Origin of the sequence: Neobacillus niacini (assembly GCF_046591715.1) — a bacterium.
Lineage (GTDB): Bacteria > Bacillota > Bacilli > Bacillales > Cytobacillaceae > Neobacillus > Neobacillus niacini_L.
In genome coordinates this window covers 83,982-101,937 of the sequence record NZ_JAWVNQ010000012.1, presented here as the reverse complement: position 1 = coordinate 101,937, position 17,956 = coordinate 83,982, and the positions used below count along the sequence as shown (strand labels likewise).

Annotated in this window: 10 protein-coding genes; 9 read left to right on the top strand and 1 reads right to left on the bottom strand. The window is 38.4% G+C overall.

Annotated features, from left to right (window positions below; genetic code table 11):
* Nucleotides 1-10 precede the first annotated feature (10 nt).
* Nucleotides 11-1,519: a sensor histidine kinase gene (locus SFC47_RS21455; protein WP_411256556.1), complete on the bottom strand. Its 1,509-nt coding sequence runs from the start codon at nucleotides 1,517-1,519 to the stop codon at nucleotides 11-13.
* A 117-nt stretch (nucleotides 1,520-1,636) separates the two neighbouring features.
* Here SFC47_RS21455 and SFC47_RS21450 point away from each other — a divergent pair, with 117 nt between their 5' ends.
* The 9 genes from SFC47_RS21450 to SFC47_RS21410 all read left to right on the top strand — a co-directional run bounded on the left by SFC47_RS21450 (nucleotide 1,637) and on the right by SFC47_RS21410 (nucleotide 17,864).
* Complete coding sequence (locus SFC47_RS21450) at nucleotides 1,637-2,935, top strand: ABC transporter substrate-binding protein (RefSeq protein WP_411256555.1); 1,299 nt, start codon at nucleotides 1,637-1,639, stop codon at nucleotides 2,933-2,935.
* A gap of 77 nt (nucleotides 2,936-3,012) precedes the next feature.
* The gene (locus tag SFC47_RS21445; RefSeq protein WP_411256554.1) at nucleotides 3,013-3,912 is read left to right on the top strand and encodes a carbohydrate ABC transporter permease; all 900 of its coding nucleotides are present in this window, start codon (nucleotides 3,013-3,015) and stop codon (nucleotides 3,910-3,912) included.
* Nucleotides 3,913-3,943: 31 nt separating this feature from the next.
* On the top strand, nucleotides 3,944-4,813 hold the full coding sequence (locus SFC47_RS21440; RefSeq protein WP_411256553.1) for a carbohydrate ABC transporter permease: 870 nt from the start codon (nucleotides 3,944-3,946) through the stop codon (nucleotides 4,811-4,813).
* Nucleotides 4,814-4,828: 15 nt separating this feature from the next.
* On the top strand, nucleotides 4,829-6,262 hold the full coding sequence (locus tag SFC47_RS21435) for a sulfatase family protein (RefSeq protein WP_411256552.1): 1,434 nt from the start codon (nucleotides 4,829-4,831) through the stop codon (nucleotides 6,260-6,262).
* Nucleotides 6,259-7,458 (top strand): glycoside hydrolase family 88 protein, encoded by a 1,200-nt coding sequence (locus SFC47_RS21430; RefSeq protein ID WP_411256551.1) that lies wholly within the window; start codon nucleotides 6,259-6,261, stop codon nucleotides 7,456-7,458. Before SFC47_RS21435 ends, SFC47_RS21430 begins: the two co-directional genes overlap by 4 nt.
* A gap of 75 nt (nucleotides 7,459-7,533) precedes the next feature.
* Nucleotides 7,534-8,145 carry a YesL family protein gene (locus tag SFC47_RS21425; protein ID WP_411256550.1) on the top strand — a complete coding sequence of 204 codons (612 nt, stop codon included), beginning with the start codon at nucleotides 7,534-7,536 and terminating at the stop codon, nucleotides 8,143-8,145.
* A gap of 104 nt (nucleotides 8,146-8,249) precedes the next feature.
* A complete protein-coding gene (locus SFC47_RS21420; RefSeq protein ID WP_411256549.1) occupies nucleotides 8,250-10,877 on the top strand; it encodes a polysaccharide lyase 8 family protein in 2,628 nt (875 codons plus the stop codon).
* 197 nt (nucleotides 10,878-11,074) lie between these two features.
* Entirely contained in the window at nucleotides 11,075-15,325 is a 4,251-nt protein-coding gene (locus SFC47_RS21415; protein ID WP_411256548.1) for a polysaccharide lyase family 8 super-sandwich domain-containing protein, read from the top strand.
* Between the two features lie 163 nt (nucleotides 15,326-15,488).
* Nucleotides 15,489-17,864, top strand: a complete 2,376-nt coding sequence (locus SFC47_RS21410; protein WP_411256547.1) for a polyprenyl synthetase family protein — start codon at nucleotides 15,489-15,491, stop codon at nucleotides 17,862-17,864.
* Nucleotides 17,865-17,956 lie beyond the last annotated feature (92 nt).

Sequence of the window (17,956 nt, the reverse complement as noted above, 5' to 3'; positions counted from 1 at the left end):
GTGGTATATTTTATCCCCTCTTTGCCAGTGGCAATAGAATATTAAATTGAGTAAACTTACCTAATTCACTTGTCACTTCAATTTTCCCGCCATGGGCTGTTATCACCTTATGGCAAAATGATAAACCAATTCCCCAGTTGGTGATGCTTGGTTTCGTCGAGAAAAAGGGGGTAAATATTTCATCTACATTTTCGGGTGCAATCCCTGGACCGTTATCCCTAATCGTAATCGTTCCCCATTGATCAACCTGGTTTAACATAACTGAAATTCTTCCACCTTTACTTCCGAGTGCTTCAACTGAATTATTTAGGATATTATAGACCGCCTCGTGGGTATGGTCTTCATCAATATATACAATAATGCTTGAAGGTGGTTTTTCAAATTGGAACTCCACATGAGTCAGCATAGAATTAAAACGCTTAATGGCCTTTTCGATTGGCTGCTCGATTGGAACAGCCTTGATATTTAACGTGATATGCTTAAGCTTCTCATTAGCTTGGTTAATACTTTGAAACGAATGTTCACACGACTCGGTAATTAATTTCAAGCTATATAATGCATCCTCATCATCAGAAAATCTTTCCTGTAAATATTCAGCCTCTGAACGAATCGCCAATAGATGGTTTTTAATGGCATGCGTAAATGCTCTAACCCCCATAGAGGCGGTATCAATCTTTTTCTTCGTAATAATATTGCTGGTTGAATAACGTGCTTCATTCGTTTTGTATTTGTAAATATTGTAGAGCATAATACCGATAGCAGCGATGGCTAGAAACGGAAAAAAACGATATTCCATTAAAAATAAATTAATCGGCGGCTGGACGTAATTAACAAAACTTTCACTAAAGGTGGTTTTGACAAAGTTGGAAGGAGCCCAGTAAAAAACAAATAACTGTAAAAACGTGATTGGCAGTAAGCTAATCATCATATAAAGTGTATGGTCACGAATGGACCTTAGTTTGTAATAACGTATGTAATGAAAGACAAATAGGACAAAGCTAAGAATAAGATAGGCATAATTTATTGTCTGGAAAACAATATCTCCTATTCTGCTGAATTGTTGGTATTGCTTTGTGAGTATCTCCGTTTCAGAGGATAAGTTCTGAAGGTAGAGGTTGATACTAGGGTCATAAAATAGAAACTGAACCATTCCAACCAAACCCAGCGCAAGGTAAACATAGCGCAATCTTGTTCTATTTGTGAAATTGCTGGTAAATGAAATCGAAAAACTTAAAAAGGAAAAATAGAAGAGGGTAATTCCTAAATTCAAGAGCCGAATTAACGAATGAGTATCAAAGTTCCCTAAAACTAGTCGGCTCCAGGTGCCAGGACCAAGATCAATAAATTGGTTCACAATACTATAATAGTAATTAAATTTTGATAGATAGAGGGTGAAAGAAATATACGCCATTATCCATCCAATCGTTAGAGCACATAAAAAGAAAACCGACCTGCTGCTAAGGTTTTTATAGATAAAAAAGATTAAAAATACCATGAAAACAAGGCAGAGAAAAATCATGTTAGTCACTCCTGGTTAGAAAAAAGGGGAAAGAAATTTTCTACTTATTCTTAAAAATGAAAACCTTTACACTAAGTATATAACAAACTACTAAAAAAAATAAGGGGGCTACAAAGTATGAAAAAAGGAATTAGTTTACTAGCACTATTGATTCTATTTCTTGGAATTTTAGCTGGCTGTGCAAACGGCGGGTCTGAAAAAGGAAATGCAGAGCCGAAAGAGAAAAAAGATTCGAATGAAAAAGTAAGCTTGAAAATGGCAGTTTTTCCTGCAGATGAAGAAGTCTTTAAAAAAGGTTATGAAAATTTTAAAAAGGATTACCCAAATATTGAGATCACTTTTGAAACTTTTCCTCAGCAGCAATATTATGAAAAAATCCGTATGCAGCTTTCAGGCGGTGAAGGGTATGATCTTTTTACTGGGCAATTAGACAATATGGTTGATACTGGAATTGTAGCTCCACTAGATCAGCACATAAAGGACAGTGGAATGGATGTTTCAGGGTATGGTTCCATGTATGACACTTATAAATATGAAGGAAAAGTAATGAGCCTTCCTTATCGTAAATCCAACTGGATGCTTTATTATAACAAGACACTTTTTGATGAAAAGGGTGTCGAGTATCCAAGTGATGATATGACATGGGATGATTTCCGTGAATTAGCAAAGAAAATGACAAGCGGCAGTGGTGAAAGTAAAGTGTATGGTGCATATTTACAACAATGGCCGCAAACATGGTATATGAGTGCAGTTCAAAATGGTTCCTCCGTTATTGATAAGGATTTAACACCATTTAAAGAAGCATTAGAAGTAAGGGTGAATCTTGAAAAAGACGGTTCCATTATGAATTGGTCTGAACAGGTAACAACTGGTGCACACTATAATGCGGCCTTCCAAAAAGGGAATATTGCGATGAATATCATTGGAGACTGGCATGTTGCTCAGCTTCGTCAAGGGGAAAAAGAAGGGAAGCTTAAGTTTGATTGGGATGTAGTACCTATTCCACATCCAGAAGGTGTAGCAAAGAATACATCACTAGCATTACCAGTTACGATTATGATGAACAAAAATACAAAGCATGCAGATGAAGCATTTGAATTCCTTAAGTATATGTCAGGGAAAGAAGGAGCCAAGCTTCTTGCTTCTGAGGGCTATTTAACAGGTTATATGGATAAGGAAGTAGAAGCAGCTTATCTTGGGGACGGCACACAAAAGCCAGAGAACCTGCACTATTTCCTAGAAACAAAAGAATACCCAGAATATCCAATGCTTCCTGGAGTAAAGAATATTGTCGTAGAACAAATCTTTAAGCAAGAAGGAGAGCTTGCCTTGCTGGGTCAGAAATCAGTGGATGACGCAATTAAGGAAATAACCAAGCGTGTGAAAGGCGAATGGGCTAGTAAGTACGGAGAATAGTAATAAAGAAAAGTGAGGTACTGCGCTAGTTATCAAAACAGCAGTACCCCTTTTTTTAAGAAAGGATGTAAATTAGCATGAAAACTGGTAACAAAGTAAAGTCAAAAACGATTAGGCGAAATCGATTCATCGCATATACCTTTCTTCTACCCAATATCATTGGCTTCCTATTATTTATTCTAATTCCTGTAATTGCTTCCTTTTTTATGAGTTTTACCTCATGGAATGGGTTTGGAGTAGTAGAGTTTATTGGATTAGACAACTATAAACAATTATTAAAAGATGAGAATTTTAAAATTTCATTTTTTAATAGTATTCTTTTCATGGTAATTTCTGTCCCTATTACTCTATTCCTTTCCATGTTAATTGCTGTGGTCTTAAATCAGGGAATACGCTTTGTTAAGGTCTTTCGGACAGCAGTTTTCCTTCCATATGTTACAGCTACGATTGCTGTTGCAGCAGTATGGCAGCTCATTTTTAACCCTACGATGGGACCCGTTAATGGGGTATTAATGAACTTAGGGATTGATCAGCCGCCAGGCTGGCTATCGTCACCGGCCTGGGCTTTAATTTCCGTTTCTATCGTTTATATTTGGCATTCTGTCGGCTATTATATGGTTTTATTTTTAGCTGGGCTCCAGAATATACCAGATTATCTTTATGAAGCAGCTGAATTGGACGGTGCAGGACCCATTTCAAAATTTTTCAATATCACAGTGCCAATGTTATCCCCAGTTCTATTCTTTACGACAATTATTGGTGTCATTAACTCGTTTAAAGTATTTGATTTAATATATGTCCTGACCGGTGGAGGACCTGGCAGATCCACCCATGTGCTTGTATACGACATTTATAATACAGCATTCAAGCAATTTGAGTATGGATATGCTTCAGCGATGGCTTATGTATTGTTCCTGCTCATTCTTGTTATATCTATCATTCAATTTAGAGGACAGAAAAAATGGGTGAATTATTAATGGGAAACAAAGAGAAAGGACGAGGGAAGTTATGAATCTTGCCACGGAAGCATCCGTATACACCGCTGAAGTTAAAAAAAGAAAAAAAATATCTATCGGAAAAATAGTAAAGTATCTTGTTATTATTTTTGTTTCAATAGCAATGATTTTGCCATTTGTTTGGATGTTATCTGCGTCGTTAAAAGCGGAGACAGAAATATTTGGGTTCCCTATTAAATGGATTCCAGAAACCTTCCGCTGGGAAAATTACAAAAACGTTTGGACAACCGTTCCGTTTCATCTTTATTACTTGAATACGTTAAAGATTGCAGTTATTACTACTATTTTAGTAATTATCAATAGTTCCCTTGCAGGCTATGCGTTTGCGAAAATTAATTTCCCTGAAAGCAATAAATTATTCTTTATTTATGTAGCTACGATGATGATTCCGTATCAGGTTATGATGATTCCTCAATTTATGCTGATGAGTAAGCTGGGGCTGGTGAACTCTCATTGGTCACTTATTATTCTAGGGATGTTTAATCCATTTGGGGTTTTCTTATTCCGGCAGTTTTTCTTATCGATCCCGGATGAATTATTAGAAGCAGCTAGAATTGATGGTTTGACTGAGTTTGGCATTTATTGGAGGATTATTATGCCATTGTCTAAACCGGCCATTGCAACACTGGTTATTTTCTCATTCATGCATTCATGGAATGACTTTTTAGGGCCATTAATCTATCTAACTTCTGATCATTTGTATACATTACAACTGGGTATCCAGCATTTTATTACTGAATATAACACGGAATATTCTCTTTTAATGGCAGCAGCTGTATCCGCGGTTATACCAACAATCATTGTTTACTTCTTAGCTCAGGATCATTTTATAAAAGGTGTTGCCAATACAGGAATTAAATGATGAAGGAGAAAGAACATGGAGAGACAACAAAGGCCAAATCTAATCTATATTTTTGCAGATCAATGGCGCCGTCAGGCTGTTGGTTATGAGGGAGAAGATCAGGTAATTACGCCGAATATTGATACCTTCGCCAAAGAAGGTGTAATCTTTTCAAATGCCGTAACCTGCTCTCCTTTATGTTCTCCGCACCGGGCTTCCTTGCTTACCGGCAGGTACCCAAGCAGCACCGGAGTTTATACGAACTGTAAGGTGGGGGCAGATGTTATGTTAAGCCCCGATGAAATCGGAATTGGAGACGTCCTGGCGGAAAATGGCTATCAAACAGGATATATCGGAAAGTGGCATTTGGATTTGCCGGAATTAAATGTAGCGGAGCAGCCGGAATCCGGTGCAAAGGGGTGGGACGCGTATACACCTCCCGGACCGAAACGCCACGGTTTCCAATATTGGTATTCCTACGGGGCTTGGGATGAGCATCTCTCGCCGCATTATTGGCAGGATAGCCCGGAAAAAATTAAAGTAAATCAATGGTCTGTCGAACATGAGACTGATAAAGCTATCAACTTTATTCAGAACCGAAAAAATGAGCAGCCCTTTGCATTATTTTTATCATGGAATCCGCCGCATAGTCCATTTGATCAAGTACCGGAAAAATATAAGAGACTTTATAACCGGGAGCATATAACCCTCCGGGAAAATGTCTCGTATTCCCGCTTCTTTGTTCATACAGGGGAAGAGGTGGACGGGGGCATAGATGAATTAAAGGATAATCAATTAAATTACTTTGCTGCTATATCAGGTATCGATGATCAATTCGGGAGAATTTTACAATTAATAAAAACAGAAAAGCTCGAGGAGAACACGATTGTTGTTTTGACTTCGGATCATGGCGAAATGATGGGCTCTCACGGTTTAATGGCGAAGCATGTATGGTTTGAAGAATCGATTGGTGTCCCATTTTGTATTCGCTGGCCGAATGTGATTCCAAAAATAAAGACAGATCTCTTACTTAATACCGTTGATATTATGCCGACTTTGCTAAGTTTTCTAGGATTAGAAATTCCTAGAAGTGTTGAGGGAAATGATTTAAGTGACTTCATCGTTAAACACCAACATGGAGGACCGAAGGAAGCGTTTATTAGCGCATATCCGGGAAGAAAGGAAGCAATTGAAGCGTTTCGAAGTGCCGGACTGGATAATCGGCAATTTGGCTGGAGAGCGATTCGGACAGACGAATTCACCTATGTGATTCACCATGGTTATTCTCCTGAAGATGAAAGTATTCGCTTATTATACGATTTGAAACAAGATAAATATCAATTGCATCCAGAGAAAATACAAAATCCATTCAAACATCGGATTGCAGAGGATCTTGAAAGAAGGCTGCATAACTGGCTGAAAGATATGAAAGACCCATTTTATTACAAATTGGAGGAGCATTGCCAATGACCTTATTTGTTGAAGAAGTCCACAAAGAAAAAATAAAAAATATTGAACGTTTTACGAAGTCACCCGCAGTCGACCGTGCTTTTGTTGAAAATGCCATTAAGCATGTTCTGGCCAAAATTGATCAAAGCTTAGATGGATTCACAGACAAGTTTCCTGATTCCAATAGTGTAGGTCTTGTATATCCCTCCATTGAAAATGTAGAATGGACGACAAGCTTTTGGACGGGGATGCTCTGGCTTGCCTATGAATACACAGGGGATGAAAAATATAGGAAAGTTGCAGAGAAGCAGATTCAAAGTTTTAAAGAACGTCTAGAACAACGAATAGAGGTTGACCACCATGACTTAGGCTTCTTATATTCATTAAGCTGTGTCAGCGCATATAAGCTTACCGGTAATGAAGAAGCCAAGGATATCGCAGTGAAGGCAGCTGATTTGTTAATCACCCGCTATTACGATAAAGCAGGTATTATTCAGGCATGGGGCAATCTAAATGATCCAAAAGAGCGGGGAAGAATGATTATTGACTGCAACATGAACCTTCCGCTCCTCTACTGGGCATCAGAAGTGACTGGAAAACCACTTTATCGAAAAATTGCCGAGACTCACATCAAACAGGCAGCGAAATACATTGTCAGACACGATGCCTCCACTTTCCATACGTATTACATGGATCCTGAGACAGGTGAACCGTTGTACGGCAATACTCACCAAGGATTTTCAGATGACTCCTGCTGGGCCCGTGGGCAGGCATGGGGGATCTATGGTTTCCCACTCAGCTACAATTACACAGGAGATTGGAGTTTAGTAGAGTTAGCAAAAAAACTTACAAACTATTATTTGAACCGTTTACCGGAAGATGAGATTTGCTACTGGGATTTAATTTTTACAGAAGGTGATGAAGAACGGGACAGCTCTGCCGCTGCGATCACGGTATGCGGGCTGCTTGAGATGGTCAAATATTTACCATTAACGGATCCAGAAAAAGAAATCTATGAAAATGCTTCATTAAAGATGGTGCAGTCCTTATATGAAAACTATCGTACCGATATTGATAGTGAAGCAAACGGAATCCTTAAGCATGCTGTATACTACAAAGCCGGCGGACGCGGTGTGGATGAAAGCTGTATCTGGGGCGATTACTATTATTTTGAGGCATTAATTCGACTTGTTAAGGATTGGAAAATGTACTGGTAAGATATTCGGATATGGAAATGTCGAAGAGTGATCGGCGTTTCTTATCCAAATAGAATTTGAAAGGGGAATGATGAAATGAATGGGAAGCTATATCGAACAATGGAGTTTATCATGAATGCCTTTATATTGAATTTATTATGGCTGGTGATATGCCTTCCGATTCTGACTATTTTTCCGGCGACAACCGCTTTGTTTGCTGTAGTTCGACAGTGGCAGAAGGAAAAGGATATTAAAATCTTTTCTGCTTTTTTCCGCCATTTAAAGGCTAACTTTAGACAAAGCTTTATACTTGGCATTTTATGGATCTTTTTTACCTTTTTGCTTATCGGAGACTTTATCATCACTAATCAAATGCAATCGAACCTAAAATACGTACTATTTGCGTTTTTCTTCCTTTTAAGTATTGTTTATCTGTTTGCATCCATTACGATATTCCCAATCATCGTTCATTACCGAGTGTCTTGGAAAGACGCCATCAAGAATGCCATGCTGCTTTCAATAGGATATCCTCAATTTGTGTTTCTTTCCCTGTGCATTATTGCTGGTACAGTGGTGATCATCCTTTATTTTCCAGCGGCTTCAATGATAGCTTTTAGTGTTGCTGCCTATCTGATTTATGCCCTGGTATCAAAGGCGTTTCAAAAGGATAAAAAAGTTCAAACCAAATTCCAAACAGTTGCTGAGTAATTTTTGTGCTAAACGCCCGGGAAGTGTGAAACAGAAAAGTTTCCACTTCCCGGGCGCATAGAGATGCTCTTGATACACAAAAAATTAAATAGGATGGTGTATTTATGGGAAAAAATCTCAAGAGAATTATGGCGACATCCTTGACTCTAACTACTTTCTTAACAGTTCCGGCACTAGATTTCAATAACAACTCCGTTCAAGCCTCTGAAACGCCGGCAGAAACTTCCACCATGGCAAATACCGCTGATACTTTAACCGAACTAAATCAATTAAAGGAGAACTTTACTACATATCTAGCTGGTACTAAAAGCTTAAATTCTGACCCATTGCTAGCTAGTAAAATCAATACTATCCACAATAATGCCAGTACAAGACTCGGAGAGTTCCTTCCAAGTGAAGAAAGGGGACAAGGTCTGTTCAAAGATGTCAGACTTGGCCAAGATCCAAAAAATCTAGCCAACTCCTATTTATATTTATACCAAATGGCGCTAGCTGCCAAGACTTATAAAGATCCTAGCCAAGGTGGTAATAATTTTTACAAAAATGAACAAGTAATCAATAAAGTTATTGAAGGGTTGGATTGGCTGTATGCCAATTATTTTGCCGATCAAGAACAGGGGTACTACGGGAACTGGTATGAATGGGAAATAGGTGCACCGAATCATATTTCGAAAATCCTGCTTTTATTAGAGGATGAGATAAAAATTCAGAAACCGGGGCTGATTGAGAATTATGTTCAGTCGATGGATTTATACTTGAGAAACGGAAAAGACGGGGATATTGATTTAACCGCCCGTCAACATACAGGTGCAAACCTTGCCGATATCGCCACCAATCGAATTATCCAAGGGGCAGTTACAGGGGACGGGCAGCGGGTATCAAAGGCAGTGGCCAATATCCTGACGGTTTTCCAAACAATTGACCCTGATCATATTGTAAATGGGAATACGGATGGATTTTATGAGGATGGCTCCTTTATTCAGCACCACCGGGTTGCCTATACCGGTTCCTACGGAAAAGTACTCATCAATCGAATTATCCAAACAATGAAAATTCTGGACGATAGTTCATACAATCCGAAAGAAATATTGGTTCCAACCGTCAAGAATTGGTTATATCAAGGGTTCTCTCCCGTGATTTTTGAAGGATATATGATGGAAATTGTCAAAGGCCGGGCAGTTTCAAGAACAGGAACCGGGTATCAGGATGTTAATAGTATTGTAGAAGCGATGGTAGATTTAACGAACTACTTGAATGAAGAAGATAGTCAGAAGTTAAAATCCCACATCAAATATATTGCTCAAACTACGAAAGGAACTATTAATACGGGATCCTTCACTTCTAATTTAGCTGTTGTACAGTACAATAACCTGATCGCGGATTCTAATGTTGAGGCTAAGAATGCGATTGCGAACGAAAATCATTATGCCTTTAATTTAATGGATAAAACGGTCCATTTAAGAGACTCCTATGCATTTGCATTTGCAAGAAGCTCTGACCGTATCAGCAAATATGAGTATATGAGCGGCGAAAACTTAATGCCGTGGTTCCAAGGGGATGGCGCCTATTACTTATACTTATCCGGAAGGGATCAAACGAAATCATTTGGTGCCCATTATTTTGCGGCAATGGATCCTTATAAGCTTCCGGGCACAACTGTACCTATAGAGGATAGAAAAACGATTCCCGAGCTTTATGGCGGAAAGCTTTTCTATGAAAATACCAATCATCCATTAAATTTCTTTGCATCCTCTGTATCGCAAAATGATTATGTTTATTTCCCGGTAGGTACGAATACGTATTCCGGCGGGGTAAAGCTGGGGAAATATGGGGTAACAGGGATTCAGCTAGGAGATGAGATTGGCTATCGAGATAAACAGAAAGGATTACTGCCTGAAGACTTTGTCGTTTATAAAAATGCCGATGCGAATAAATCAGCATTTATGTTTGATGATGAAATTGTCTTACTCGGATCTGGAATCAAGGATCAGCTGGGTCGTGAGGTTATTTCCACAATCGATAACCGGATGTTTGACACGAGCGAAACCAGTTCTATTACCGGCGCAACCTATGATAATAACAAATTATTCAATCCTGTAAATGGACAATACGAGTTAAAATGGCTGAATTTTAAAACCGATGATGACACAAGCAAAGTAGGATATTACTTCCCGGAGGCCGCAAGCATTAATGTTTCAACCAACACGGTGACGGAAAGTCTAAAAAAAATCCGTATTCCAAACCCTGACACTATGACTACAAAGAACTTCTTTACATTAGGACTGGAGCATGGAACCAATCCGCAAAATGCGAAATATGCATATGTGATTTTGCCTAATTTCAATGATGAGGAAACGGAGCGATACGCGAAAAATCCTGGGGTGAGGATCTTGTCTAATTCGGAAGATGTGCATGCAGTTGAGCATGTAAGTCTCGGGTTGAAAGGGTTCAATTTCTTTGGTGGCAATAAGAAAAGTGTGAGTAATGTGACATCCTATAATCCGGCATCGATTCTTGTGAAAAAAGACGGAGATATCGTGACGATTGCTGTTTCCGACCCGACCTTCAGCCTTGATAAAATGAAGCTGGAGGTGGAACTGCCACGGCCTGCAGTAGTAGAAGCGAGCAAGGGTGTTAAGGCTTCCGTATCCAGTAAAAAGACACTAATTCATATCGACTCCAAGAATTCTTATGGGAAGAGCTTTGAAATCAAGTTAAAAGTTAACGAGTAACACTAGCCAAAAATGCGGTGGAGTGGATAGCACTGGTATACTCCACTGCTTAATTGGTGCATAAAGAGTAGAGGCTGATGCCAAGATTTAACATTCATAGGTATGTAAGACATGCTTTAAACAGTAAGGAGAGGATCATTTTGGGAGTAAGTATGTATCTTAACTGTAGGAAATTACTTGCGTGTTTCTTGTCACTTTTGCTTATTTTATCCATGGTACCGCCCGCAACTGCATCCACTCCAGAAGACACAAGCGGAAAAGTACATGTATATACTTCATTTGAATCATCAGCAAATGTAAAAGATCAAGACCTATATTCTAGTGGAACCGTTACTATTACTGGTGATATAGGTGGAAACTGGGGAGGATATAATTCAGAAGGTGTAAATAACTTCTATCGAATGGAACAAGCCCCTGGCAGGGAGGATTATAGTTTAAAATTCGTTACGACAGCTAATGCAACGAAGCATCTTAACATTGGCAGATCTAATTTAGGAGCTTCAGGTATTACTGGTAAACTTGTTTTCGAAGCTTCTGTCTATTTGAATGATAGAAACCTAGAGAGAAGATTCCAACTAAGAAGTTTAAATACACCAGATAGTACCGCAACAACGAATAAAGATGTAATAATATTCGCAACGAACGGAAACATACTGGATGTTAACCGTAATGTGATAGGACAGTATCAACCAAATACATGGCAAAACTTTAAAATTTTTATAGATAATTCAACCAAAGTACTAACCTACTTTGTTAATGGGCAATATTTAGCTGCGGCTAACATTACAGAAGATTGGTCAAATGTTAGGACTCTTTATGTTTATCAATTTAAAAGCACGAACAATGTTCCAGGGGAAATGTACGTTGATGATATTATGCTATCTGATTTTTTACCTGTAACAGGTGTGTCGGCAGACTCAGGTTCTCTAGAAATAACAGAGACATTAAGTAAACAGCTCAATGTAAGTGTACTTCCTATGGGTGCTTCTGACACACGCCTTCAATTTTCAAGCAGTGATGAAAATGTTGTAACCGTTACCAACGGTGGGCTGGTTACCGGCATAAATGAAGGCGCAGCAAAAGTTACTGTTACTTCAGTTGAAGGTAATTTTTCAGAAGTAATACAGGTTAAAGTAAATGCGTACGTACCTCTAGAATCAATCAATTTACCAGAGCGCATAACATTGCCAGCAACAACGAGCGTACAACTGGAGCCTCAATTTATGCCATCTAACGCAACGAAAAAGGATCTTATATGGCGAAGCAGTGACGATTCAATCGCAAGTGTTACGAAAGATGGATTTGTTGTTGCAGGGGAAAAATTAGGAGAAGTGAGAATTTACGCGACATCTGTAGAAAACAATGAATTAGAAAATAGTACAATTATTGAAGTTATCCCAAATATTCCTGTAACGAATATCCATCTAGTTACACCAGTTCAAGTTCATAAATATGACAAGATACAGCTTGAATACAAAATTGAACCTGAAGAGGCATCCAATCAAAATGTTATTTGGGCTTCTGACCATCCAGATATTATTTCAGTGGATCAACAAGGAATGATCACCGGTATTAAAGAAGGAACAGCACGTCTTACAGTTAAAACGGAAGATGGTGGTTTCGAGGCACATGCTGATATCGAAGTTTTACCTCCAAATGTAAAGTCTATCGAACTGCCAAAAGAGGTAATCGTTTATACAAACGATACAGTAACACTAAGTCCGAGGTTTATACCTCACGATGCCTCAACCAATGTTTCATGGAAGAGTGATGACGAAAATATTGCTGCAATTACGGCTGGAGGAGTAATTACCGGAGTAAGGACTGGAGCAACAACAGTAAGAGCTGTTACAGAAGATGGCAAGTTAGAAGCTGCTGCAACCGTAGTGGTTAAAAATCAGGATGCAGCAGATGAATATGATGTCATACGAAAGCGCTGGGCAGAGTCACAAGTAGGTAATGAATCATTAGATTATAATAATGTTACGGTTAAACAGAGGAATCAATCTTTAACAGACAGTGCCTTAAAATATTGGAAAGATTTAAATATAAATAATGATAAAGAATATCTATGGAGTGACCTAAAACCTTCTCTTAGCGATTCTGCCATTTTAAATGAAAATTACACAAGACTAAGAGTTTTGGCACAAGCTTTTGCAAATAAAGGGTCATCCCTGTACCACAATATGCTTTTAAAGGATGATATTCTAGGAGCTTTGGAATGGTTAACAGAAAATCATTATACAAATGACGGAAGTATCTACGGTAATTGGTGGAATTGGGAAATAGGAATTCCTACTAGGTTAACTGATATATTAATTTTGATGTATGATTATACCCCTTCAGAACAAATTGTGGAAAATGTGTTAAGTATGGACCACTATGTTGGTGATATCAGATCAGAAGAGTTCCGTCATGTAGGAGCAAACCGTTCAGATATCATGCTTGCTCAAATAAAAATAGGTGTATTAGAAAAGAGCAATCATAGACTTCTAAATGCTCGAGATGGTTTAACGCCGCTTTTTGCTTACACGACATCGGGTGATGGTTTTTATGAGGATGGTTCGTTTATCCAGCATAATACCATTGCATATACGGGAAGTTATGGTGAGGTTCTTATTCAAGGACTAGGTAATATATTATTCTTATTAAATGGTACTGCCTTTGAACCAGTAGATCCTAGTATTGAAAATGTATATCGATGGATTGAAGAGGCTTATGCTCCTATCTTATATAAAGGTCAAGTACTTGATATGACAAGGGGAAGAGCAATTGTAAGGGAGAATATGGATGCGTACTATTCTGCTAGAAATATATTAATTGGTATCTCACGAATAGCAGTAAACGCTCCTCGGGAAAAAGCACTATATCTAAAAGGATTAGTGAAAAATCATTTCACATATCAGCTGCAACGAGGGCTGAATTATTATGATTTACCTTTAGACCTAGCGTCTATAGTACAAGAATGGGCGAAAGATGCATCTATTACACCTGTTACTGAAACACCTAGTCATTTCTCGTTTAATTCTATGGCGCGAACAGTTCATAGAGGGTATGACTATCTATTCGGAATTAGTAAAAGTTCGAAAAGGATTGCGACATACGAGTTAACGAATGGTCAAAATCCAAAAGGCTGGTACACGGGAGATGGTATGACTTATCTATACACCAATGACCTTGGCCAATATACAGATAATTTCTGGGCTACAGTCAATTGGCACCGATTACCAGGTACAACCGTTGTACAACGGGAACGATTCTCTAGTGAGTATCAACATGGTGACGCTGAAACCACACCTGAAAACTCATATGCTGGCGGGTCAAAACTCGGAGATATAGGTATTGCAGGTATGAACTTAAAGCAAATTGGTACTGCCATGAGTGCAAATAAATCATGGTTTATGTTTAAAGATGTAATTGTGGCATTAGGTTCTGGAATAAATAGTACTGATCATAAACCTGTAGAAACAATCGTAGAACAACGGAAGCTATTAAAAGATAATTCAAATGAATTAACGATTGATGGTGAACTTAAAACTGGAATGTTTTCAGAGGAAACAATAGAAAATCCTCACTGGATCCATTTAGAAGGAAATGCAGTAAATTCGGGAATTGGCTACGTATTTTTAGATGACCAGCCAATGAAAATAGAGCGGGCAGAACAAGAAGGACGATGGTCAGATATAACTGTTAACATGCCTCAGACAGAATTAGTAAAAGAAAACTATGTGACGATGTCGTTTGATCATGGCACAAATCCAACAAATGCAAATTATGAGTATGTGCTGCTGCCAAATGCTACAAAAGAGAGCACAGAGAAGTTTGCAGCTAAACCAAGTATTCAAATCTTAGAAAACTCAACTGACGTCCATGCTGTAAGGGACAAACAGGCAAAAATAACAGGGCTTAATTTTTGGAAGGATGAACCAGTTCAAGTTTCCTGGAACGAAGATGATAGAAAAAGAAGTATTACATCAAATCAGAAGGCGTCCGTTATCACTCGAGAAATGAACGGTGTCATGGAAATAGCTGTCTCAGATCCAACACTTGAGAATAACGGTACAATTGAAATCGAAATGGATAACGAAACTGATTATCTTGATTTGATTCAAAAAGATAGTGAAGTGGAAATCCTTCAGTTATCACCAACACTCAAGATAAGAACGAATGTTGCTCATTCATTTGGTAAGACTTTCACTATTTCTTTACAAATAGAACATGAAGCAGGAGAGCCAGGCGAAGGTGGCGAGGATGGAGGAGACACAGAAAAGCCAGGTAAAGGGAACAACAAACCAGGTAAAGGGCACAACAAACCAGGTAAAGGTGACAAAAAAACAGGTAAGGATAACAAAAAAAACGGTAAAGGAAAAGATAAACCAGATAAAGGTGATAAGGTTAAGATTCAACAAAGCCATACTGCAGACAGTGAATTACCAGATACAGCATAATACCTGTATATATGGTTGGAGGAACCTGACAGAAAAGATTATCCCTCAGATGAAATTTCTGAGGGATTTTTTTATTTTATTTTTAGTTTACTAGTTATAAAGCTCATGCTTACGTGTATTATTAATATACATACTAGCGAACGTAAGTTGAGGTAATGTATACATGATTAAGACGGTATTAATTAATGAAGATACGTGTTATTCAGTGGCTGAGCAAAAGGCAAGAGAGTATTTTCACTCGCTTTACCAGCAAGTTACGCAAAAAAACTATGTTCCAACGATAACAAGAGATATACAATCTTGGAAGCACAACCATATTCGGCATTATTCACTATTCTCTTTTTTTTCTCGAGATAAGAGAAATGCAGATCCCCGTGATTATCACAATTATATTAAATATCTTGATTACACAGGTAAACTAGACAATTACCTGGATCGGAGCATATCTTATATTTTTATGCGTGATTTGGGTAAAGCGCTGGATTCAAAAGAGACACAGGCTAGAATTAAGAGTGTTGTTAACAGTTTAAAAAACAATCTTACGAATCCAAAGGAAATTCGTGAAAATAAGAATGAGATTCTCTCTATGGCCTGGCTGTACAGGTGGGGCCAGCAGGAATCGATTGAACCTGCCATCATCTGGATGATAGACAAGCTTAAGACTGTATCCAGCCATCTTCCAGAGGGGATGGACGCTAATCATGCTCAGCGAAAACTTATTAAAATTATAGCTGGAGTCGTAATGCATGAGATGGAAGAAATGGACGATAAAACTCCCTTAGAGGAACGTGCTCGGAGACTTGATCGAGCCATAAGGCTAGGTTATTCATATGGTTTGACCTATCCATATATTGATGACCTTCTTGACTCAAAAGTCTTATCAGAGAAGGAGAAAAATCAATACTCTAACTTGATACGCACCACTCTTACCACTGGAACAGTACCAAAATTAGGAGGAGAGTGGAGTGATAAAACAATAGCTTTAATTACGTTTATTCATGCGGAGCTCAAAGAGGGGTTTGAATATATTAAGGCACAACAGCATCCAGAGACTCTTAAGTCCTTTTTTGAACAATCATATGTATTTTTTCATTCGCAGGAAGTGGACCGGCAAAAGGACTTATCATACGAAAATTATACAAATGAAGAACTTTATATTCCGGTTATTCTAAAATCATCTTCTTCACGATTAATTGCACGTTCCGTTATTAATGCCGCTGAAGATGAGGGCTTTGATAATCGAACCTTCTATTATGGTATATACAACCAGCTCGCAGATGATTTTGCTGATATGTTTGATGATTTGAAGGCTGGTGCTGTGACACCTTATACCTATTATCTGACCTATCACGATAAACGGGAGGATCTAATTAATCCGTTTGAATTATACTGGACAGTCATTTCTAATTTAATTCACAGTGTCTATCACTCAGATAAAAAGGCATGTGAGGTCATTTTAGACCGCGCCATAAATGGATTAAAGAGATTCAAAGAACGAATAGGCGCAGATAAATACAATGAAGTGATGCAGCTCTTTTCTTCAGGAAATCCCAAATTCAATTGCCTAATTCAAAAGATGGCAGCTAAGGCAGACGACGTGGATTTCTTTGATAAACTCCTGCGTGACCATATGATAACCAACCTGAAAATTGAACGAAATGAGCAAGAAGAATTCTCGGATTTAATCGAAAATGTTCGTAACCAGATTAATCATCTTTTACCAATTCCTAAAGATGAGACACTTAATGGTCCAATCGTTGAAGCAGCAAACTATAGCTTAGAGGGAGACGGGAAAAGGTTAAGGCCGATTATTACATGGATTATGGGAATTAGGGAATACGGTTTAGAACAGCCGGCCATTGTACCGCTAATCAGATCATTGGAATACATGCATACAGCTTCACTGATTTTTGATGATCTGCCTTCACAGGATAATGCTGTTATTCGGCGTGGACGCCCGACCCTTCATATGGTTTATGATAGCGCCATAGCGGAATTAACAGGGCTCTATCTAACACAGAAGGCAATAGAGGAGCAGGCATCATTAGACCGGTTTAATCCGAAAACCGTGCTAAGCTTGATACAATATTCTTCTAGATTGACGGAAGAAATGTGTAAAGGGCAGGCAATGGATTTGAATTCCAAAGGGAAACTGTTAACTGTAGAAGACTTAACTGCGATGTGCTTTTATAAAACGGGGCTGGGCTTCGAGGCGTCCCTCATTATGCCTGCGATTCTTGCGGAAGCTAAAGTTACTGAGCTATCAGCTTTGAAAAAATTCGCCTATCATGCTGGTATTGCCTTTCAAATTAAAGATGATTTACTTGATGTGGAAGGAAGTTTAGACATGCTCGGCAAGCTGACAGGGAAAGATGAAGAGAACAACAATTCAACATTTGTTTCAATTCTAGGGTCTGATGGTGCCAAAAAAGCGATGTGGGATCACTATTGTTGTGCAATCGAAACACTGCAGGAGATTCCAAGAAACACCACTTTCCTAAAGCATTTATTGAACTTTATGGTGCACCGTGAATATTAACTATAAAAGGGATACCAAAAAGCAAGGTAATAACCTAAGGGTTGTTGCCTTTTTTTGTTATATCAAAATCCAAAAATTTACACCTCCCCTAA